Genomic DNA, 20,269 nt, shown 5'->3' on the forward strand with positions numbered 1-20,269 from the left:
GCGCTGTCATTGTGGGAGCCGGCTTGCCGGCGATGAGGCCAGAACAAGCAACACAACGCAGTGCCTTCCACCTCGATGCAATGGCATCAAATCGAATAGTGCTTCAACTCCCGCGCAATCAGCATGCGCTGGATCTCGCTCGACCCTTCGTAGATCTGGGTAATCCGCGCATCGCGGTAGTACTTCTCCACCGGATAGTCTTCCAGATACCCATATCCACCATGCACCTGGATCGCCATCGAGCACACCCGCTCGGCCATTTCCGAGGCGAACAACTTGGCCTGGGAGGCCTCCGACAAACACGGCTTGCCGGCCGTGCGCAACCGTGCGGCATGCAGGATCAGCAAGCGGGCAGCGTTGATCTGCACCTGCATGTCGGCCAGCAGGTTGGCGATGCTCTGGTGCTCGTTGATCGGCTTGCCGAACTGGATGCGCTCGCGAGAATACAGCAGCGCCGCCTCGAACGCGGCACGGGCGATGCCCAGGGCCTGGGCGGCGATGCCGATGCGCCCGCCTTCGAGGTTGGACAGGGCGATCGCCAGCCCCTTGCCGCGCTCGCCCAGCAGGTTGGCGGCAGGGATACGGCAGTTGTCCAGGGAGACCGCGCAGGTATCGGAAGCGCGGATACCCATCTTGTGTTCGCTGCGGTCGACCTTGAACCCCGGGTTGTCGGTGGGCACCAGGAACGCCGACAAGCCTTTCTTGCCCAGGTCCGGGTCGGTCACCGCGAACACGATGGCCAACTTGGCGCGGCGGGCGTTGCTGACGAACTGCTTGGCACCGTTGATCACCCACTGGCCATCGACCAGCTCGGCGCGGGTGCGCAGGTTGTGGGCTTCGGAACCGGCCTGGGGCTCGGTCAGGCAGAAGCAGCCGATCACCTCACCGCTGGCCAGCTTCGGCAGCCAGGCCTGTTGTTGCTCAGGGTTGCCGTAGGCCAGCAACGGGCCGCAGCCCACCGAGTTGTGAATGCTCATCAGCGCCCCGATGGCGCCGTCACCGGCGGAGATCTCCTCCACCGCCAGGGCATAGGCGACGTAGTCGGTGTAGCTGCCGCCGAACTGTTCCGGTGCGACCATGCCGAGCAGGCCGAGCTCGCCCATCTTGCGCACCACCTCGTCATCGATCCAGCCGGCCTTTTCCCAGGCCTGGGCGTGGGGCGCGATCTCGCCACGGGCGAAATCCCGTGCCATGTCGCGGATCATGATCTGTTCTTCGCTCAGTTCCAGGTCTTGCATCTGCGTACTCCCGGCCTTACAGGCCTTCGAAGAATTGGTCGACCCGCTGGGCATTGAGCGCCGCCAGGGTCGGCGGGTTCCAGCGCGGTTGCTTGTCCTTGTCGATGATCAGGGCGCGCACGCCCTCGATGATGTCGCCGTGGTCGAACCACTGGCGGTCGATGTGCAGCTCCATGGCGAAGCAGTCCTCCAGCGCCAGGTGGCGGCCACGGCGCAACAGCTCCAGGGTCACGGCCATGGCCAGCGGCGAGCGGGTCTGCAGCAGGTCGGCGGTGTCCAGCGCCCATTGGTGGCTGTCGCCGATGCTCACAGCGCGTAGCTGCTCGACGATGCTGGGCAGGTCGGGCAGGGCGAAGAAGTGGTCGATCACCGGGCGCAGCCTGGCCAGCGGCGCATCGCCCAGGGTCTGGGTGCCAAGCCGCGCGAGCAGGCCTTGCAGGTCCTTGAGCGGGTGGTCGCCGAAGGCCAGGCGGTCGAGCCCTTCATCCAGCGCGGCCAGTTTGTCGCTGTCCAGGTACCAGTCGGCGAGGCCGCAGTACAAGGCATCGGCGGCCTTTATCTGGGTGCCGCTGACGCCCAGGTAGATACCCAGCTCGCCGGGCACGCGCGGCAGGAAGTAGCTGCCGCCGACATCGGGGAAGTAGCCGATGCCCACCTCGGGCATTCCCAGGCGGCTGCGCTCGGTGACGATACGCAGGTCGCAGCCCTGGGCCAGGCCCATGCCACCGCCCAGAGTGAAGCCGTCCATCAGCACCATGACCGGCTTGCGGTAACGGTGGATGCACAGGTCTAGGGCGTATTCCTCTTCGAAGAAGTCCAGGTGCAGGCGCTGGCCGGCCTTGTAGCTGTCATGCAGCGAGCGGATATCGCCACCGGCGCAGAAGCCCTTCGGCCCTTCGCCGCGCAGCACCACGGCGTGCACGTCGGCATCCTGGGCCCAGCGATGCAGGTGTTTTTGCAGGCTGCGGACCATGTCGAGGGTGAGGGCGTTGAGGCCGGCGGGGCGGTTGAGGGTGAGGTGGCCGATATGGTTACGGACCTCGGCCAGTACATGATCCGTTGCCGAGGTGTGAGCGTGCGCGGTCATCGCGTTCTCCCTGCTTTGTTATTGATTTTCCAAGTGAAGCCTGGAATGCGCGGGCGGGTCGCAGGATCCTGTCATGCGAATTTGCCTTGCACAATTGGCAAATCTGCAGGGTTAGGCTGCATTTTTACCTTGGGTGCGCGCCTTCCGGCCGAGGTGGTTCAACTTTAGCCCGTCGGGCCTCAAGGGTCCTGCGGATCATGTCCCAACGACTGCAGGAACAACGAAAACAGCTCTGGTTGCGACGAAATATCCAGCTTGGCGTACAGGTGACGCCGATGCACCTTGACCGTCTCCGGCGAGATCGCCAGCCGTTCGGCCATGGCTTTTGACGAATACCCCCGCAACACCAGCCGGGCGATCTCCAGCTCGCGCTCCGAAAGCACCTTGGCGCCGAACAGGCTCATGGCATCGCGCACCTGGCTGGCCATCGCCGGGGCAGGGGCCTGACGCTGCCAGTGCTGGCCGAGCAGCGCCAGCACCCACGGGCAGACCATCACCAGCAGGCCATGCTGCGCCGCCTCGAAGCGCTGGCGGCTGCCCAGCGACAGCGACAGGGCGCCGCTGTCGCCCAGTTGCACGATGAACTGCACCTCGTCCTCGAGCACATGGTCGTGGAAGTAGGTGAGGTAGTACTCGCTCTGGCGGAACTGGTCCGGAGCGACTTCTTCCAAGCGGTGCAGGCCATCGCCGATGCCTTCCTGGCAGGCCTGGTAGAAGGGGTCGAGCTGGTACAGCCCGCTCAGGTACAGGGCCATGGCCTCGGGGTTGCCCTCGCCGCGGGCATCGAAGATCTCCAGCGCCCGCGGCAGGCCGGCGCGCGGGTAGAACATCGCCAGGGCATTGTCGAACGGCACCCAGTGCTGCAACAGCAGCATCAACTGGCGCCAGAAGCGCGGCTGGCCGAGCTGCTCGACGGTGCGGGCCAGGCCTGTGTGGGCGCTGGCTTCGGTGAACAGGTTGTGCATGATCCCCCGGCATTCGCAATGTAGGCCTATCGCGGGGCAAGCCCGCTCCCACAGATGCCTCACAAAAACGTGGGAGCGGGCTTGCCCCGCGATGAACGTCCCACAGTATCAGGTGATCTTTCCCTACGTCGTCAAGGGGCGTACCCCCATAGGGTAATTGGCACCCAGCGCCTCCCAGCCTAGAGTCCAGCCAGGTCCAGCGGCCGCACGACCCCGGTTTTGCCCTCACAACCAATAACAATCAGAGGAAAAACACCATGAGCTCCAGCGAAGCGCCCGCGAGCGCGCTCAAGCAGCGCCTGGGTATGCCCGATGTGGTCGCCATCACCGTTTCGGCGGTCACCCCCGCCAGTTCCGTGTTCGTCATCGCCCCGTTCGCCATCCAGCAGGCCGGCAGCGGCGCGTTCCTGTCCTTTCTCATGGCGGCGCTGCTGGCCCTGATGTTCGCCTGGTGCTACGCCGAGCTGGGCCGCGCCCACAGCACCGCCGGCGGGGAGTACGTGTATGCCAAGCGGGTGTTCGGCGGGCTGGCAGGCTATGCCACTTTCCTCACCGTGCTGGCCTCGATGCTGTTCATCCCGCCGGTGCTGGCGGCCGGCGCGGCTACTTACCTCAACAACGCCTTGGGGACAGGATTCGACACCCAGAGCGTGGCTCTGGTGATTGTGGTCGCCAGCTATGCACTGGGCATTCTCAATATTCGCCTCAATGCCTGGATCACCGGGCTGTTCCTGATCTGCGAGGTGGCCGCTTTGCTGGTGATCGTCGCGCTGGGCTTCGGCAATGCCAGCCAGCCGACGGCCAGCCTGCTGCAGCCACAGGTGCTGGAGCAGGGTGCCCTGGTGGCGGCCCCCTGGGCGCTGGTGCTGGGCGCGGTGGGCATGGCGCTGTTCGCCTTCAACGGCTACGGCGGCGCGGTACTGCTGGCCGAAGACATGAAGGACGGCGGGCGCACCGTGCACCGGGCGGTGCTGTGGTCGCTGGTCGTGGTGGTGGCCATCGAAGTCATCCCGTTGGCCGCGCTGTTGATCGGTGCGCCGTCGCTCGAGGCGATGCTGGCCAGCGGCGACCCGATCGGCTACCTGCTCACCGCCCACGGCAACGAAACCCTCGCACGGCTGGTCAGCGCCGGGATCTTCCTGTCGGTGTTCAACGCCATCGTCGCCATCGTCATCCAGGTTGGCCGGGTGGTGTACAGCAGCGGCCGCGATGCCATCTGGACGCCGGCCCTCAACCGCGCCTTCACCGTGATCCACCCGCGCTGGGAATCGCCGTGGCTGGCCACGCTGTTCCTGGCCATCCCCTCGGCGCTGCTGAGCCTGTCCGGCAGCCTCGAAGAGCTGACCTCGTTCACCGTGCTGTTGCTGCTGCTGATCTACCTGGTAGTGGCCGCCTGCGCCCTGTGCAGCCGGGTGCTGCGCCGCGACCGCGAGCACCCGTACCGCATGCCACTGTGGCCGTTGCCGGCACTGCTGGCCGTGAGCGGCGCCGGCTGGCTGCTGGTGACCCTGCTGCAACAGGCCTCGCTGCGTGACCTGCTGGTCCTGCTTGGGCTGCTGGCAGTGTCCGTCATTCTCTACAGCACCCACGGCCGACTCAGCCCGACCTTCCAGAAATTGTGAGTATCCAAGGAGTAGACATGCGTGCGCGTCATTTGGGCATTACCCTCGGCCACGGCACCCCGGGCCCGTTCAATGCCATTACCGATGTGCCGGGCGTGCGGGTTGGCCACAGCACCCTGCTGGATGAACAACGCCCGGCGCCGATCCGCACCGGGGTCACCGTGATCGAGCCGCGCCCCGGTGCCGCGCGCCTGGCGCCGTGCTTTGCCGGTTGCCATGTACTCAACGGCAATGGTGATGCCACCGGCCTTGAGTGGATCCGCGAGGCGGGCCTGTTGACCACGCCGATCGCCATTACCAACACCCACAGCGTCGGCGTGGTGCGCGATGCGCTGATCGCTGCCGAGCGTGAGCGCCTGGCGGACGAGGCCGTGTACTGGTGCATGCCGGTGGTGATGGAAACCTACGACGGGTTGCTCAACGATATCTGGGGCCAGCACGTGACCCCGTTGCAGGTGCGTCAGGCGCTGGACAACGCCGCACCCGGCGCGGTAACCGAAGGCCCGGTGGGCGGCGGCACCGGGATGATCAGCCATGAGTTCAAGGGCGGTATCGGCACCGCTTCGCGGCAATTGCCGGCGCAGCAGGGCGGCTGGACGGTAGGCGCGCTGGTGCAGGCCAACCACGGCCAGCGTCAGGAGTTGCGCATCGATGGCTATCCGGTGGGGCGCCAGCTTGGGCACCTGCCATCGCCCTTTGCCGAACGTGAACAAGGCACGCCTGGGATGGGTTCGATCGTGGTGGTGATCGCCACCGATGCGCCGCTGCTGCCGCACCAGTGCCAGCGCCTGGCGCAACGGGCGTCGATCGGGATTGCCCGCACCGGTGGCGGTACCGAGGACTCCAGTGGCGATATCTTCCTGGCGTTCTCCACCGGTAACCAGGGCCTGCCGCCGGCTGACTACGGGCGCAAGGACCTGGCCCAGTGCACGCAGGTGCAGATGCTCAACAACGACCATATCTCGGCGTTGTTCATGGCGGCGGCGGAGGCGGTGGAGGAGGCGATTGTCAATGCGCTGCTGGCAGGGAGGACGATGGTCGGCAAGGGCGGGGCGGTGGTGCCGGGGTTGGATGGCGACACACTGCTGACTGCCTTGCATGAGGCAGGGTGGAAAGCGCAGGCCCGGCATTAAAAGTATCGCGGGGCAAGCCCGCTCCCACGCATTGAGGCGTGGGAGCGGCTCCCACGCATTGAGGCGTGGGAGCGGGCTTGCCCCGCGATCGGTTTTGCTAGCGAGCGCGGGCGAACGCGGGATTACCCGAACGCGAAACCCGCAGCGCCACCACGCTACCCAGCACGATCAACCCCGCCAGCGCATACAGCGCCGCATCGGTCGACCCGGTCTGGTCCTTGATGAACCCGACCAGGTACGGGCTGAGGAAGCCCGCCATCTGCCCCACCGAGTTGATCACCGCCAAGCCCGCCACGGCGGTACCCGCACTGAGCAGCGCGGTCGGCATCGGCCAGAACATCGGCAGCCCGGTCAGCGCGCCCATGGTGGCGATCGACAGGCCGAGGATGGCAATGGTCGGCTGAGCGGCGAAGTTGACCGCGATCAGCAGGCCCAAGGCGCCCATCAGCATCGGCACGACCAAATGCCAGCGCCGTTCGTTGCGCAGGTCCGCCGAGCGGCCCACCAGGATCATGAACACCCCGGCCAGCAGGTACGGAATGGCACTCAGCCAGCCGATCAGCAGCGGGTTGTCGAAGCCCATGTTCTTGATGATCGACGGCAGCCAGAAGTTGATGGCATACACGCCGCTCTGGATGCAGAAGTAGACGAAGCCGAAGGTCCAGATCAACGGGTTGGTCAGCACGGCGAGCACGCCGTCACCCGTAGTGGCCGGCTTGCTCGCAGCGTCGGCCGCCAGGTCTGCCGCGATCAGCTGGCGTTCTGCCGGGCTCAGCCATGGGGCTTTCTGGTAGCCGTCACTGAGCAGCACGATGGCCAGCGCACCCAGTGCCACGGTCGGCAGGCCCTGGATCAGGAACATCCACTGCCAGCCGGCCAGGCCACCCTGGCCTGCCGCGAAGTGCTGCAGGATCCAGCCGGAGAACGGTCCGCCCAGCAGGCCGGAGACCGGGATCGCCGACATGAACAGGGCCATGATCCGGCCCCGGCGCGCCGCCGGGAACCAGCGCGAAAGGTACAGCACCACGCCAGGGAAGAAGCCCGCCTCGGCGGCGCCGGTGAGCAGGCGCAAGGCATAGAACTCGGTGGGGGTGGTGACGAACAGCAGGCAGGTACTCAGGCTGCCCCAGGCGATCATCATCAGTGCGATCCAGCGCCGCGGGCCGAAGCGGTTGAGCGCCAGGTTGCTGGGCAGGCCGCATAGCACGTAGCCGATGAAGAAGATCCCGGCGCCAAGGCCGTACACGGTTTCGCTGAATTTGAGCGCGTCGAGCATCTGCAGCTTGGCGAAGCCGACGTTGACGCGGTCCAGGTAGTTGAACAGGTAGCAGATGAAAATGAACGGAATCAGCCGCAGGGTGATGCGCCGGTACAGCGCGTTGCGGGTGACGTCGTTGCCTTGGTCAGGGGCGGGGCTGTGTGCCATGATCGGGTTCTCTTTTGTTATGGTTGTCACCGCGTCGCCTGTCTCGGCGCTCGCCCTGACGAGTCTCGGGGAGTGTAGCGCCACTGTCTTTGTGCTTTTGCACAGCCCCAGACTCAGCCTGCTGTGCCGCCGACCAACCCTAGGCAACCCTAAGGACCTGCTCATGTTCGAACTGGACCACGACCTGGCCCAGGACATCGTCGACCGGGCGATGGCCATCCTGCCGTGCAACGTCAACGTGATGGACAGCCAGGGGCTGATCCTCGGCAGCGGCGAGCCGGAACGCATCAACACCCGCCACGAAGGCGCCCAGCTGGTGCTGGCCAACGGCCGGATCGTCGAGCTCGATGTGGACGCTGCCAAGTGCCTCAAGGGTGTGCAGCCCGGGGTCAACCTGCCGCTGATGCTCGATGACCGGCTGATCGGCGTGCTCGGCCTTACCGGCGACCCGCAGCAACTGCGCACCTACGGCGAGCTGGTGCGCATGACCGCCGAAATGCTCCTGGCCCAGCGCCACTTGCAGGTTGAGCAGCAATGGCGCCGCCAGCGTTGCGACGACCTGCTAGCCCTGCTGCTGGGGGGCAGCGGCGAATCGCCCCGGCTGGTCGATGAGGCCCAGCAACTCGGGCTCAAACCCAACCTGCCACGCATTCCCTGCCTGTTCGAACTGCAGGCCGGGCCCCCGGCCGAAGCCTTGTCGGCCTGGCTGATGAGCCGCTACCCCGACAGCTGGTGTGTAAGCCCCGCCCGCCAATCGCTGCTGTGGTGCCGCCCGGCCAACGTGGCGCTGGACGAGCCGCGCCTGCTGGAGCGCCTGCAACGCCATGGCTGGGTGGTCGAACGCCTGGCCTTGGGCAGCCCGGCGCAAAGCCTGGAGCAATTGCGCCGCGGCTACCGGCGGGTGCGCGACCTGCTGGCCTACGGGCGCGAAGTGCTGCCAGGCGAGCGCCTGCTAAGCCTGGCCCGCTACCGCCTGCCGGCGCTGCTCTGGCGCCACCGCAACGACGATGCCCTGGACGAGCTGCTCGAACCCTTGCTGCGCGTGCGCGCCAAGGATGCCAGCGGCCAGCTGCTGGCTACGCTGCGCGCCTGGTGCGCCCATGACGGGCAGAGCCAGGCCTGCGCCGATGCCTTGGGCATTCACCGCAACAGCCTGCGCTACCGGCTTGAACGCATCGCCGAACTGGGCGAAGTCGATCCGCTGCGCCTTGAAGGGATGCTCAGCCTGTACCTGGGCTTGCAACTGTTACCCGCAGACTGAGTGCTGCACCGCGTTTTTCATGGAGATGTGCATTGGATTCACTGACCCAAGCCGTACTCGGCGCCGCCCTGCAGGGCACCGTGCTGGGCCGCATTCAAGGCCGCCGCTCGCTGCTGTACGGCGCCGCCCTGGCCACGCTGCCGGACCTCGACGTGCTGATCCGCTACGCCGACCCGGTGTCGCAGATGACCTTCCACCGAGGCTTTTCCCATTCGCTGTTCGTCCTTACCGGGCTTGCGCTGTTGATGGCCTGGATGGTTGCCTGGCTGGGCCAGCGCTACTGGCCGCACAAGGGCTACCGCTGGCCACGGTTGTTCCTGGCGTTCTGGCTGGTGCTGGTCACCCACCCGATCCTCGATGCGTTCACGGTGTATGGCACCCAGTTGCTCTGGCCCTTGCAGCCCACGCCGCAAAGTTGGGCGGCCGTGTTCATCATCGACCCGGTGTACACCGTGCCGTTGCTGCTGGCGGTGCTGTACGCAACGTTCAAGGGGCTGCAGGGCAGGGCGGTCGGCGTGTTGTGCCTGGCGTTGGCGTTCAGCACGGTTTACCTGGGCTTTGGCCTGGCCGGGCGCATGGCTGCAGAGCAACGCTTCAGCCAGGCGCTGGCTCAGCAGGGTATCGTCGCAAGCGAAGTGCGCGGGGTGCCGATGGCCTTCAACAGCCTGGTCTGGCGGATGCTGGCGAAAACCCCAGGCGGCGATTACTACGAAGGCGTCAGCAGCCTGTTCGACCGTGAGCCGCCCGAAATACTGCGCCAGTCACTCAACCTTGAAGCCGGCAAGGTGCTGGCCGGGGTGCCGCTGCACGAGCGTCTGCGCTGGTTCACCGGCGACTGGCTGCGTTACGACGTAGTCGGCGACGCGCTGGTGGTCACCGACCTGCGCATGGGTGTGCCGGGCAACTACAGCTTCCGCTTCCAGATGGCCCAGCGTGACGCTGCTGGCCAATGGCAGGTGATCCAGCCCAAGGGCTGGATCGGCGGCGGTGCGGCTTCGCTGTTCGATGGCGCCAAACTGAGCCTGATCTGGCGGCGTATCCTCGACCAGCAGCCACCCTTGCCGCTGGCAGCCTGGGCCAGCCAGTCGCTGGGGCATGCCGCCGAGGCCGGGCGCTGAGGCCCGCGGCCTTGCAATCGGCGGTTGCGCACCCATTTAGCTGGCTTGTCTTGATCGGGAATACAGCATGGAACCCAACCGCTTCGGCGATATCGCTGCCTTCGTCAGCGCCGTGAAGGCCGGCAGCTTCACCGCTGCCGCCGCCAGCCTGGGCCTGACCCGCTCGGCGGTGGGCAAGAGCATCGCTCGGCTGGAGGCACGCATGGCGGTGCGGCTGCTCAACCGCACCACGCGCAAGCTAAGCCTGACCGACGAGGGGCTGGTGGCCTTCGAGCGCTGGCGGCAGATCCTCGACGACCTCGATGAAGTCGAGTCGACCATGGCCCAGCGCCGGGGCCAGCCCACCGGTACCTTGCGCCTGACCGCGCCGTTGTCGTTCGGCCAGCGCCATGTGCTGCCGATCCTCGACCGCTACCTCAAGCTGTGGCCCGAGCTGCGCGCCGATATCCGCTTCACCGACCGCTTCGTCGACCTGGTCGAGGAGGGTGTCGACGTGGCGGTGCGTATCGGCGCGCCGAAAGAGGACTCGCAACTGCTGACCCGTACCGTGGCCTGGCAGCAGTTCGTCACCTGTGCCTCGCCCGACTACCTGCAGCGCCACGGCACGCCGCAGGTGCCGGCCGACCTTTATGGGCATGACAAGATCGCCTTCCTGGCGGGTGAAAAATCCAGCCCGTGGCGTTTTCGCACCGATGCCGGGTTGCATCTGTGCGAGGAGCCCGGGCGGTTGAACATCGACAGCTCCGAGGCGATGCTCGATGGCGCGCGGGCGGGGTTCGGGTTGATTCACCTGCCGACTTACATCACCGGCGATGACCTGCGCGCCGGGACGCTGGTCGAAGTGCTGCACGACTACCGGCCACCTGCCGACCCGATCCGCATCGTCTACCCCAGCAAGCGGCATCTGTCGCCACGGGTGCGCGGCTTCATTGATCTACTGGTCGAAAGCTGGCAGGACGGGGTGCCCTGGGAGTCGTTGTAGGAACAACTGTATTGTAATGCCCGCGTTTAACTCATCGCAGGCTGCTCCCCCACAGTTACTACGCTTGGCGTCAAAGCGGCGCGTATCCTGTGGGAGCGGGTTTACCCGCGAACACCGGCAGAGCCGGTGCCATCCAACGCGCCGCCTGCTTCGCGGGTAAACCCGCTTCTACACAGCAAGCGCGCAGTCTTTGGGGAATCCGAGGCCCCAGTATCGGGCCGCTCTTCGGCTTTATCCGCAGCTACCCACCCCGGACACTCTGCTGTCACGCAAACTTCATCAGGAGCCCCCATGACAGCCCTGTCCGTACTGGACCTGGTCATGATCGGCGAAGGCAAGACCTACGCCGACGCGATCGAAGAAACCCGCCAGCTTGCCCGCCACGTCGAACAGCACGGCTACCGCCGCTACTGGATCGCCGAACACCACGACATGCCCGGCATCGGTTCTGCCGCCACCTCACTGGTGATCAACGAAGTCGCCAACGCCACCCGGCAAATCCGCGTCGGTGCCGGCGGCATCATGCTGCCCAACCACGCACCGCTGGTGGTGGCCGAGCAGTTCGGCACCCTTGATACCCTGCACCCCGGGCGCATCGACCTGGGCCTGGGCCGTGCGCCCGGTACTTCCGGCCCGACCGTACGTGCCTTGCGCGGCGCAGCGCCCGAACGCGACTTCGAAACCGACATCGGCGAGCTACGCGACTACCTCGCCGACAACGGCCAGCGCCCGGTGCGCGGTGTACCCGGGCAGCATGACGTGCCGATCTGGATCCTCGGCTCCAGCCTGTTCGGCGCCGACCTGGCGGCCAGGCTCGGTTTGCCCTACGCCTTCGCTTCGCATTTCGCGCCGCGCTACCTGCTGCAGGCCGTCGCCCATTACCGCGTCCACTTCAAACCCTCGGCTCAACTGGCCAGGCCCTATGTGATGGTGGGTGTGAACATCTTCGCCGGCGGCAGCGATGCCGAAGCCGACTACCTGGCCAGCTCGCACCGCAAATGGATGCTCGACCTGCATGTGGGCCGTTACGGGCTGTTGCCCAAACCTCAGGAAGGGTATGTCGAAGGGCTGCCTGGCCATGAGCGGGCTGTGCTGGAGCAGGTGATGGCCTGCACCATCGCCGGTGGGCCGCAGCGGGTGAGGGAAGGGTTGCGCTCGCTGATCGAGCAGACCGGAGCGGATGAATTGATGATTGATTGCCGCATCCATGATCCGCTGGCGCGGCAGCGCTCGCATGCAGTGGCGGCCAATGCACTGGCGTCATTGGCCTGACGCTGAGCCCGGCGATCCAGCTGGAAATCTGGTGGGCGTCATCGCGGGGCAAGCCCGCTACCACGAAGTACCATCCCAACACTTGGACGCTGCGTGGGAGCGGGCTTGCCCCGCGATGAGGCCCGAACAGGCTACGCCCGGCGCAGGAACGGATAGTCGGTATACCCCTCAGCCCCATTGGCATAGTCGAACTGCGCTCGGTGCGCGTTCAGCGGCGCCTGCTGCTTCAGTCGCTCGACCAAGTCCGGGTTGGCAATGAACGCCCGGCCAAAGGCCACCGCATCGATCAAGCCGCGCGCCAGCAGGTCTTCGGCCTTGTCGGCGGTGTAGGCGCCTGCGGCGACGATCACCCCGGGATACGCAGCGCGGATCGCCTTGCGGAACGCGTCACGCAGCGGCTTGCCACCGGCCCAGTCCGGCTCGGACAGGTGCAGGTAGGCCAGGTTGCGCTTGGCCAGCTCGCCGATCAGGTACAGGCCGGCGGCCTCCTGGTCTTCACCGTTGTCGATGCCATTGAAGCCCCCCAAGGGGAAGATGCGGATACCCACGCGCTCGGCGCTCCACTGGGCAATCGCGGCATCGACCGCTTCGAGCACGATGCGCGCACGGTTTTCAACGCTGCCGCCGTAACGGTCGTCGCGAGTGTTGGCGCTGGGGGTCAGGAACTGGTGCAGCAGGTAACCGTGGGCCGCATGCAGCTCGATGAAGTCGAAGCCGGCTTCACGGGCGTTGGCCGCCGCCTGGCCGAAGTCGGCGACGATGCCGGCGATCTCGGCTTCGCTCAAGGCGCGTGGGGTCGAGGTGTCGACCCGGATGAGCTGGCCGTTCTCGTCGCGCAGCGTGGTGCGCGCATTGGCCGGCAACGCCGAAGGCGCCACCGGCGCTTGGCCACCCGGTTGCAACGAGGTGTGCGACACGCGCCCGGTGTGCCACACCTGCACCGCGCTGTGCCCGCCGCGTTGGTGGATGGCGTCGTTGACCTGGCGCCAGCCGGCGATCTGCTCAGCGGTGTGGATGCCGGGCGAACCGGAATAGCCCTTGGCCTGGAACGAGATCTGCGTGGCTTCGCTGATGATCAGCCCGGCGCTGGCCCGCTGGCCGTAGTACTCGGCCATCATCGCGGTTGGCACGTCGCCCGGCTCCAGGCTGCGCAGGCGGGTGAGGGGGGCCATGAAGATCCGGTTGGGCAGGGTTAGAGGGCCAAGCTTGAGTGGTTCGAAGAGTTTCATTGGGGATGCCGTCGCAAGGTGATTTCGATGGCACGCACGATACCGAGGTGATTGGGGAAAGGGGCTCCCGATACCCCGGCGTAGCGCTCCCCAATGCCTGGCAAAGGCTCAAGGGTGCAGTGTCGGCGCCATCATACGCTCAAGCCCCGCGTAATCCTTGTGCCCCACTGGCACCAGCCCGGTGGCGTCCTGTGACGCCACGAACCCGGCCAGTGCCTTGGGGTCATCGAGCATCGCCTGACGCAGGCGCTGCTTCAGCGCCGGGCACAGGTTGGCGCTGAACACGTAAGGGTCATAACGGATCGGCGCCGAGCGCCACAGCACCTGCAGCTTTGCCGGGTCGACTGCGTGGCTGGCCAGGTAGGCGTCGGCCCGTTCGCTGGCGACAAAGGCGGCATCGACCCGCCCTTCGAGCAGCGCCTCGAGCGCCTTGTCATGGTTGCCGGCGTACACCAGCGCCGCGAAGTAACGCGGTAATGGTGTGTTGACCAGCGCGGCGAACTCGACGCTGGGTACCAGGCTGCCCGAGGTGCTGGCTGGGTCGCTCAGCGCAACCCGCTTGCCGCGCACGGCGTTGAGGCTGGTCGGGCCGTCGGCGCGGGTCAGCAGCAGCGCCTGGTAATGGTTGCCCGCCGGGGTGTAGGTGCCCGCGGCGAGGGTGTAGGTGGCGAACGGCTCGATGCGCCGGTCACGCTGGCGGGCGAGGATATAGGAGGCCGGGCCCAGCCGGGCGATGTCGGCGCCGCCGGAGACGATGGCATCCACCACGCTTTCGTAGGAGGCGCTGATCACCAGTTCCACCGGCACGCCTGCGGCCTTGCTCAGGCGCTCGACCAGGGGCTGGTGCTCGCGGGTCATGGCTTCGACGTCCTTGATCGGGATCACTGCAAGCCGCAGGCCGTGGGGTGTGCAGTTGGCCAGCGCGGGGCCCGTCAGCAACTGCGCCAGCGCCAGGGCGCCGAGGGATTTCAGTACACGCATGCCTTGTCCTCGTTGCCGATGAAGGGGGGGTATTCGTGCAACTGGGCCGGCGATAGCGGCCGGCTGAAATGGTAGCCCTGGGCGATGTCGCAACCGGCGAGCTTCAGGCACACCACCTGTTCGCGGGTCTCGACGCCCTCGGCCACCACCTCCAGGCCCAGGCGCTTGGCCAGGATGATGGTCGAAGACACGATCGGGCTGTCGTCGTAGCTGTTGCACAGCGGCGCGATCAGCGAGCGGTCGATCTTCAGCCTGGATAGCGGCAGCGCCTGCAAATGGGCAAACCCTGCATAGCCGCGGCCGAAGTCGTCCAGGCTGATGCCGATGCCGGCGGCGCGCAGGCGGTGCAGGTGTTCAACGGCGGTGCCTTCCGGGTCGAGCACGGTGGTTTCGGTGATCTCCAGCTCCAGGCGCTGGGGGGCGATGCCGTAGTAATCGAGCTCGGCCAACAGCCGGGCGCTGAAGTCGCCCTGGCGCAGTTGCAGCGCCGACACATTGACCGCCAGGTGCGCGGTCTGATCGCGCACAGCCCAGCGTGCCAGCTCCTCGCAGGCCAGGCGCAGGACTTCCCAGCCCAGTTCGACGATGAACCCGCTGCGCTCGGCCAGGCCGATGAAACGGTCGGGGTAGAGCAGGCCGAACTGCGGATGGTCCCAGCGCACCAGCGCTTCGTAGCCCAGCACCTGCAAGGTATCGAGGCGGATCTGCGGCTGGAAGTGCAGGACGAACTGGCGCTCGCTCAAGGCGCTGCCAAAGGCCTGTTCGAGGGTGAACGCCTGGATGTCGGAGAGGTTCAGCGACGGGTCGAAGAAGCGGTACTGGGCACGCCCGGCCTGCTTGGCCGAGTACATGGCGGCGTCGGCGCAGCGGATCAGCGCGTCGATGTCCTGGCCGTCGCGGGGGCAGATGCTCACGCCCACGCTGGGGCTGGTGTTGACCTCCTGGCCGTCGAGGGCGTAGGTGGCCGAGAGTTTCTCCACCAGGGCGCGCACCCAGCCGTCGATCTGCTCCTCGCTGCGTTCACCGGCCAGCAGCACCACGAACTCGTCGCCGCCAAAGCGCGAGGCCTCGTCGCCCGGCTCCAGCAGGCGCTGGATACGCCCGGCCACGGCCTGCAGCAGCAAGTCGCCGATCTTGTGCCCGAGGGAGTCGTTGATCGATTTGAAGCGGTCCATGTCGATGAACAGGATGGCCAGCAACCGGCGCTTGCCGCGCTGGCGGGTGAGCGCCTGGGCGGCCACCTCGACGAATTGGCGCCGATTGTGCAGGCCGCTCAAGTGGTCGGTGGCGGCGGCATGGCTGCTGCGCCGGTGCTCGTCTTCGAGGCGGCCGATCAGCTGCTGGTTGACCTGCTGCGCGTACTCGAGCTCCGCGAAGGCCTCCTGGCGCTTGTGCAGCAGGCGCAGGCCCCAGGCCAGGCTGGTGAGGATCAGCAGGGTCATGCTCAGGTTCAGCCAGAACTGGCGATTGGTGGTGCGGCTGGCGGAGGCGAGGATTTCGTCCTGGCGCTGGCTGACCATCACGCTGAAGCCGCGCTCGGGCATGCGCCGGTACAGGCTCTGGAAGGCGCCGTCGAGGCTGTACTGGGTGAGCTGGCCGGCGTCTTCGCCGCTGCCCGGCAGCCCGGGTACCAGGGTCTGGCCGGCCACCACCACGCCGCTGCCGTCGATGCGCAGACGCTCCTGGCCGTCGTCCTGCAGCAGGCGCACCAGGCCGCTGCGGCCCAGGTCGATGTGCTGGAACAGTACCGCCAGGTAGCCGATGTCCAGTTGCACCACGAGGATGTTGTCGATCTCGCGGCCCGGCAGGTCGGTCAGCGGTAGCAGGAACGGCAGGCGCCAGTTGGGCAGGGTGCTGTTGCCCGCCGGCAGGGCGCGGGGCAGGAAGGCCTTGAAACCGTACTGCCCGACATGGCGCTTGAGCTGGTCGAGCCAGGCGTCGGGCAGTTGCCCGGGCTCGTCGGCATGGCTGGAGGAGAGCAGCCGGCCATGCCGGTCATACAGGCTCATGCGCTTGAACACCGGGTCTTCGGCCAACAGCCGGGCCAGGCTCAGGTTGCCCTGGCGCAGGCGCTTCATGTCGTCCTGGGTTACCCGGCCAACGGCCTGGGCGCGGTCCACCAACTGGCGCAGGTTTTCACCGACGATGCTGGCCAAGTTCAGGTGTTCGGCGGCTTTTGCCGACAGCGCATCCTGGCGCGTGGCGGCCTTCTGATTGATGTGCAGCCCCCAGAGGAAGGTCAGGGTGACGGCGCACAGCATCAACAGCAGCAGCGGCAACAGCCCTGCGGATGAGAGAGAACGGCGGATCACTGCTGGTTTCCCCTGCCCTGGGTGAGCGCTGAAAAATACGACAGAAAGATGACAGGGTCATGACTGGTGGCACATTGCCTCATGTCAGCCGCTCCTACACACACACAAACCGCCAATCCTGGACCTTGCCGCGACAAGTTGTCTGCTTGACTTCAATCGATGTAACAAGAGTTGTATCTTGACTTGATAGTCAATTTTTGTGATCGTGCGCGCCCTTCGCGTTTCACAAGCACCAGAACAAAGCATGGGCAGCGCCTGACTGCCCAGAGGATCAACCATGTCCAACCGTGAAATTTCCCGGCGTTCGTTCCTGCAAGGCGGGCTGATCGCCGGTGTCGGCGTGACCATGGCGCCGCTTGGCAGCCAGGCCTTCGCCGCCCTGATGGAAGACCGTGTCACCACCTCGCCACAAAAGTGGATGAACCACGACGGCAAGGCGCGTTTCCGTAACGACGCGCTGTCCAAGGTGTGCGGCAACAAGGTGTTTGCCCGTGACATCCGTGCCAAGGACATGCCCGGTTGGCCGCAGCAGCAAGGCCACGCCATGCTGCTCAAGGCCACCAAGGCCGACCGCATCTACGCAGGCTACGACCTGTCGCTGCTGGGCGTCGAGCTGCAGCCGGACCGCATCGTCACCGCCGACGACCTGAAAAAGGACGGCATCGCCTGGCCCGAAGCCCACTCGCCGGACCCGCTGCTGCCTCCCGGCCAGGTGCCGATGTTCATCGGCCACCCGGTGGCGATCCTGATCTGGAACGACTTCGAGCGCTTCCGCAAGGCCAAGCTCAAGCTGCAGTTCAACGACCAGGCGATCCGCTACGGCGCCCAGGCGCCGCTGTACCAGCGCGACCCCTACGGCAGCTTCCGTTTCGTGCGCGTGGGCGGCAAAACGCCGTTCGACGACGACGAATACTCAAGCCTCAAGAACACAATGCTGTTCCCCACCATCCTCGCCCGCAAACCGGTGTGGACCGCCGAGCCCAAGCAGCACGGCAACCTCACCGAGCAGGGGATGTTCTACGCCCAGCGTATCGATGAGCAGCTCAAGCAGCCGCCGGAAAACTGGCTGCTGTTCGACGAGCGCTACAAGACCCCGTCGATCGAGCCGGCGGCGCTGGAGCCGGACAACGGCAACGGCTGGTACGACCCGGCCACCGGCACCCTGCATTTCGTCGTGGCCACCCAGTGCCCGTTCGAAGTGGCGCAGGAGTGCGTGCACATGATCAAGCCGTCGCGCTTCGGCCTGAAGAACCTGAACATGCACCCCGGCTACACCGTGGGCTACGGCTCGAAGGACAACAACATCTTCGTGTTCTACGCCGCCGTCGCTGCCTTGTACGGCGCGGGCGTGCCGATCCGCCTGGCCAACGACCGCTATGAGCAGTTCCAGAGCGGCATCAAGCGCCACCCGTTCGACATCCGCTACCAACTGGCGGTGGACAAGAACGACCTGAGCTTCAAGATCTTCCGCGCCGACATGAGCGTCGACGGCGGCGGGCGCATCAACTACAGCCCTTCGGTGGCGGCAGTGGGCGCTACCGCAGCGCAGTCGATCTACTACATGCCGCAGAACGACCTGTCGGTCACCGCCTACCACTCCCGTGGTGTGGAGGCCGGTTCCATGCGCGGTTATGGCACCCTGCAGAGCATGGCCGCCACCGAGATGATGGTCGACGAGATTGCCGACCGTCTAGGTGTCGATGCCATCGAACTGCGGCGCAAGAACGCGCTCAAGTCGGGCATGAAGAACACCCAGGGCGCGGTCCCGGCTGGTGCCCTGCGCCTGCACGAGATTCTCGACAAGGCCAGCCAGCACGAATGGTGGAAGAACCGCCATGCGCGCAAGCAAGCCATGGACGCCAAGGACCACGACAACTGGTACGGCGTGGGCTTTGCCATCACCCAGAAAGACTTCGGCACCGGCTCCGAAGCGCCGATGGCGGCGGTGGAGTTCACTGCCGACGGCCAGATCACCCTGCGCCATATCGGCACCGAACTGGGCACCGGCATGTCGACCTCCCAGGCCCTGGTGGTCAGTGACTTCCTTGGCCGCGTTGCCGACCAGGTGCAGACCGCCCAGACCGAATGGCCCGAGCTGCAACTGAGCACCAGCGGCAACCCCTACCTGATCAGCCAGGCCGAGCAGGACGCCGCGCTGCGCAACCCGCGCTGGGTCGGCAAGCTGGCTTCGCCGTCGTCGGCGACCAACTCGGCGTTCTACTTCAGCCACGCTACCCGCGAAGCGGCCCGCGTGCTGTTCAACCACGGCCTGTGGCCGGCGGCCATGGCCCTGTGGCGCCAGGGCCCTTATGGCGGCCAGGCCAACCCGCTGGTGGTGCGCCGCGAGAACGCGGTGTGGGTCAACGGTGAATTGACTGGCAACGGCCTGGCGCCGATTCCGTTCGCCGAGCTTGCGAAAAAGGCCCATGAAATGGGCCTGGTCACCGGCGTCAGCGTGCACGGCTTCAACCGTTGGAGCTGGGCCGAGGCCGATTTCGTCATCGACGGCGTGCGCGAGCGCCTGCCGCTCGATGCCCTGGCGGTCAAGTACGGCGACGGTGCGGTGAACGCCAAGAAAGCGCAGATGAACAGCGCCGGCTTCCACCTGCTCGACCGGCAGAACGCCGCGTACCCGGCCACCCAGCTGAACAACGCCATGGTCACCTACTACAGCCCGGTGGCGACCATCGTCGAAGTGAAGGTGAACAAGGGCAGTGGCGAAGTGAGCGTGCTCAACCACCACAGCTGGGTCGAGTGCGGCCGGGTGCTGGTGCCCGAGCTGGTCAAAGGCCAGCTCGAAGGCGGCATCGCCATGGGTATCGGCCACGCATTGCTGGAAGAAATGCCCTTGTACGAGGGTGGCCCGGGCGAGGGCGACTGGAACTTCAACCGCTACCGCCTGCCGATGGCCAAGCATGTGGCGGTGTGGAAGCAGACCTCGGAGATCCTGCCGCCGTTGTCGCCCACCGACCCGTCCAAGGGCATCGCCGAAGTGGTGATGATCCCGGTGGTCGGCGCCATCGGCAACGCCGTGGCCCATGCCATCGGCAAGCGTGTCCGCGACCTGCCCATCACCCCCGCCCGCGTCAAGGAGGCCCTCAATGGCTGACCGCAAGCTACAACTGACCCTCAACGGTCAACCTGTCGTCACCGAAGTGGTCCCCGATGACCTGGCGATGCTCGACTACCTGCACGAATACCAGAACCTCACAGGCTCGCGCCTGGGCTGCGGCCAGGGCATCTGCCATGCCTGCGTGGTGATCGTCGACAACCCCGACGGCACCAGCGAGGAAGTGCGCACCTGCATCACCGGCGCGCATTACTTCGAGGGCAAGAAGGTCCGTACCATCGAAGGCCACGCCAAGCGTGACCAGGCCGGTAACCTCACCGAACTGAACCCGATCCAGCAGAAGTTCGTCGACCGCTTCGCCTTCCAGTGCAGCTACTGCGCCCCGGGCTTCGTCAACGCCGCCACCGTGCTGGTGGAGAAGGCACAGCGCAAGCCGCTGAAAAAGAGCGAGCTGGAAGACGCCATCGAAGCCAGCCTCGGCCACCATGTGTGCCGCTGCACCGGCTACGTGCGCTACTACGAGGCGACCCGCGATGTACTGGGCGACCTCGGCCTGGTCAAGGAGGGCTGAGC

General features: G+C 66.2%; 15 protein-coding genes. 8 read left to right on the forward strand and 7 right to left on the reverse strand.

Features of this window, described 5'->3' with window-relative positions; all coding sequences use genetic code 11:
• Positions 1-86: 86 nt before the first annotated feature.
• The 3 genes from RTH46_RS18125 to RTH46_RS18135 form a co-directional block, all read right to left on the reverse strand.
• Complete coding sequence (locus tag RTH46_RS18125; RefSeq protein WP_153786368.1) at positions 87-1,238, reverse strand: acyl-CoA dehydrogenase family protein; 1,152 nt, start codon at positions 1,236-1,238, stop codon at positions 87-89.
• A 16-nt stretch (positions 1,239-1,254) separates the two neighbouring features.
• A complete protein-coding gene (locus RTH46_RS18130; protein ID WP_153786369.1) occupies positions 1,255-2,325 on the reverse strand; it encodes an enoyl-CoA hydratase/isomerase family protein in 1,071 nt (356 codons plus the stop codon).
• A gap of 179 nt (positions 2,326-2,504) precedes the next feature.
• Entirely contained in the window at positions 2,505-3,290 is a 786-nt protein-coding gene (locus tag RTH46_RS18135) for a helix-turn-helix transcriptional regulator (RefSeq protein WP_153786370.1), read from the reverse strand.
• A gap of 257 nt (positions 3,291-3,547) precedes the next feature.
• Between RTH46_RS18135 and RTH46_RS18140 the strand changes: the two genes are divergently transcribed.
• Entirely contained in the window at positions 3,548-4,912 is a 1,365-nt protein-coding gene (locus RTH46_RS18140) for an APC family permease (RefSeq protein WP_153786371.1), read from the forward strand.
• A 17-nt stretch (positions 4,913-4,929) separates the two neighbouring features.
• The gene (locus RTH46_RS18145) at positions 4,930-6,045 is read left to right on the forward strand and encodes a P1 family peptidase (protein WP_316906268.1); all 1,116 of its coding nucleotides are present in this window, start codon (positions 4,930-4,932) and stop codon (positions 6,043-6,045) included.
• A 97-nt stretch (positions 6,046-6,142) separates the two neighbouring features.
• Here the strand turns inward: RTH46_RS18145 and RTH46_RS18150 are convergent, their stop codons facing one another.
• Positions 6,143-7,471: an MFS transporter gene (locus RTH46_RS18150; protein ID WP_153786373.1), complete on the reverse strand. Its 1,329-nt coding sequence runs from the start codon at positions 7,469-7,471 to the stop codon at positions 6,143-6,145.
• A gap of 163 nt (positions 7,472-7,634) precedes the next feature.
• On the opposite strand from RTH46_RS18150, the gene RTH46_RS18155 reads away from it, so the two are divergent.
• The 4 genes from RTH46_RS18155 (at position 7,635) to RTH46_RS18170 (ending at position 12,104) form a co-directional block, all read left to right on the forward strand.
• Entirely contained in the window at positions 7,635-8,732 is a 1,098-nt protein-coding gene (locus RTH46_RS18155) for a sugar diacid recognition domain-containing protein (RefSeq protein ID WP_153786374.1), read from the forward strand.
• Between the two features lie 32 nt (positions 8,733-8,764).
• Positions 8,765-9,850 carry a metal-dependent hydrolase gene (locus tag RTH46_RS18160; RefSeq protein ID WP_316906269.1) on the forward strand — a complete coding sequence of 362 codons (1,086 nt, stop codon included), beginning with the start codon at positions 8,765-8,767 and terminating at the stop codon, positions 9,848-9,850.
• Between the two features lie 67 nt (positions 9,851-9,917).
• A complete protein-coding gene (locus tag RTH46_RS18165; RefSeq protein ID WP_153786376.1) occupies positions 9,918-10,832 on the forward strand; it encodes a LysR family transcriptional regulator in 915 nt (304 codons plus the stop codon).
• Between the two features lie 291 nt (positions 10,833-11,123).
• Complete coding sequence (locus RTH46_RS18170; RefSeq protein ID WP_316906270.1) at positions 11,124-12,104, forward strand: LLM class flavin-dependent oxidoreductase; 981 nt, start codon at positions 11,124-11,126, stop codon at positions 12,102-12,104.
• A 131-nt stretch (positions 12,105-12,235) separates the two neighbouring features.
• On the opposite strand, the gene RTH46_RS18175 is transcribed toward RTH46_RS18170, so the two are convergent.
• The 3 genes from RTH46_RS18175 to RTH46_RS18185 all read right to left on the reverse strand — a co-directional run bounded on the left by RTH46_RS18175 (position 12,236) and on the right by RTH46_RS18185 (position 16,626).
• Positions 12,236-13,333 carry an alkene reductase gene (locus RTH46_RS18175; protein WP_316906271.1) on the reverse strand — a complete coding sequence of 366 codons (1,098 nt, stop codon included), beginning with the start codon at positions 13,331-13,333 and terminating at the stop codon, positions 12,236-12,238.
• Between the two features lie 108 nt (positions 13,334-13,441).
• Positions 13,442-14,314: a phosphate/phosphite/phosphonate ABC transporter substrate-binding protein gene (locus RTH46_RS18180; RefSeq protein ID WP_316906272.1), complete on the reverse strand. Its 873-nt coding sequence runs from the start codon at positions 14,312-14,314 to the stop codon at positions 13,442-13,444.
• Positions 14,302-16,626, reverse strand: a complete 2,325-nt coding sequence (locus RTH46_RS18185; RefSeq protein ID WP_316906273.1) for an EAL domain-containing protein — start codon at positions 16,624-16,626, stop codon at positions 14,302-14,304. The genes RTH46_RS18180 and RTH46_RS18185 overlap by 13 nt, the downstream gene beginning before the upstream one ends.
• A gap of 277 nt (positions 16,627-16,903) precedes the next feature.
• On the opposite strand from RTH46_RS18185, the gene RTH46_RS18190 reads away from it, so the two are divergent.
• Positions 16,904-19,735: a xanthine dehydrogenase family protein molybdopterin-binding subunit gene (locus RTH46_RS18190; protein ID WP_316906274.1), complete on the forward strand. Its 2,832-nt coding sequence runs from the start codon at positions 16,904-16,906 to the stop codon at positions 19,733-19,735.
• Positions 19,728-20,267: a (2Fe-2S)-binding protein gene (locus tag RTH46_RS18195; RefSeq protein ID WP_153786382.1), complete on the forward strand. Its 540-nt coding sequence runs from the start codon at positions 19,728-19,730 to the stop codon at positions 20,265-20,267. The genes RTH46_RS18190 and RTH46_RS18195 overlap by 8 nt, the downstream gene beginning before the upstream one ends.
• Positions 20,268-20,269 lie beyond the last annotated feature (2 nt).

Source organism: Pseudomonas sp. zfem004, assembly GCF_032621715.1.
Lineage (GTDB): Bacteria > Pseudomonadota > Gammaproteobacteria > Pseudomonadales > Pseudomonadaceae > Aquipseudomonas > Aquipseudomonas sichuanensis.

Coding starts and splice junctions, on each gene's coding strand:
- RTH46_RS18130 (WP_153786369.1), bottom strand. CDS start 2,325: ATGACCGCGCACGCTCACACCTCGGCAACGGATCATGTACTGGCCGAG.
- RTH46_RS18155 (WP_153786374.1), top strand. CDS start 7,635: ATGTTCGAACTGGACCACGACCTGGCCCAGGACATCGTCGACCGGGCG.
- RTH46_RS18170 (WP_316906270.1), top strand. CDS start 11,124: ATGACAGCCCTGTCCGTACTGGACCTGGTCATGATCGGCGAAGGCAAG.
- RTH46_RS18175 (WP_316906271.1), bottom strand. CDS start 13,333: ATGAAACTCTTCGAACCACTCAAGCTTGGCCCTCTAACCCTGCCCAAC.
- RTH46_RS18145 (WP_316906268.1), top strand. CDS start 4,930: ATGCGTGCGCGTCATTTGGGCATTACCCTCGGCCACGGCACCCCGGGC.
- RTH46_RS18195 (WP_153786382.1), top strand. CDS start 19,728: ATGGCTGACCGCAAGCTACAACTGACCCTCAACGGTCAACCTGTCGTC.
- RTH46_RS18180 (WP_316906272.1), bottom strand. CDS start 14,314: ATGCGTGTACTGAAATCCCTCGGCGCCCTGGCGCTGGCGCAGTTGCTG.
- RTH46_RS18135 (WP_153786370.1), bottom strand. CDS start 3,290: ATGCACAACCTGTTCACCGAAGCCAGCGCCCACACAGGCCTGGCCCGC.
- RTH46_RS18140 (WP_153786371.1), top strand. CDS start 3,548: ATGAGCTCCAGCGAAGCGCCCGCGAGCGCGCTCAAGCAGCGCCTGGGT.
- RTH46_RS18125 (WP_153786368.1), bottom strand. CDS start 1,238: ATGCAAGACCTGGAACTGAGCGAAGAACAGATCATGATCCGCGACATG.
- RTH46_RS18165 (WP_153786376.1), top strand. CDS start 9,918: ATGGAACCCAACCGCTTCGGCGATATCGCTGCCTTCGTCAGCGCCGTG.
- RTH46_RS18190 (WP_316906274.1), top strand. CDS start 16,904: ATGTCCAACCGTGAAATTTCCCGGCGTTCGTTCCTGCAAGGCGGGCTG.
- RTH46_RS18150 (WP_153786373.1), bottom strand. CDS start 7,471: ATGGCACACAGCCCCGCCCCTGACCAAGGCAACGACGTCACCCGCAAC.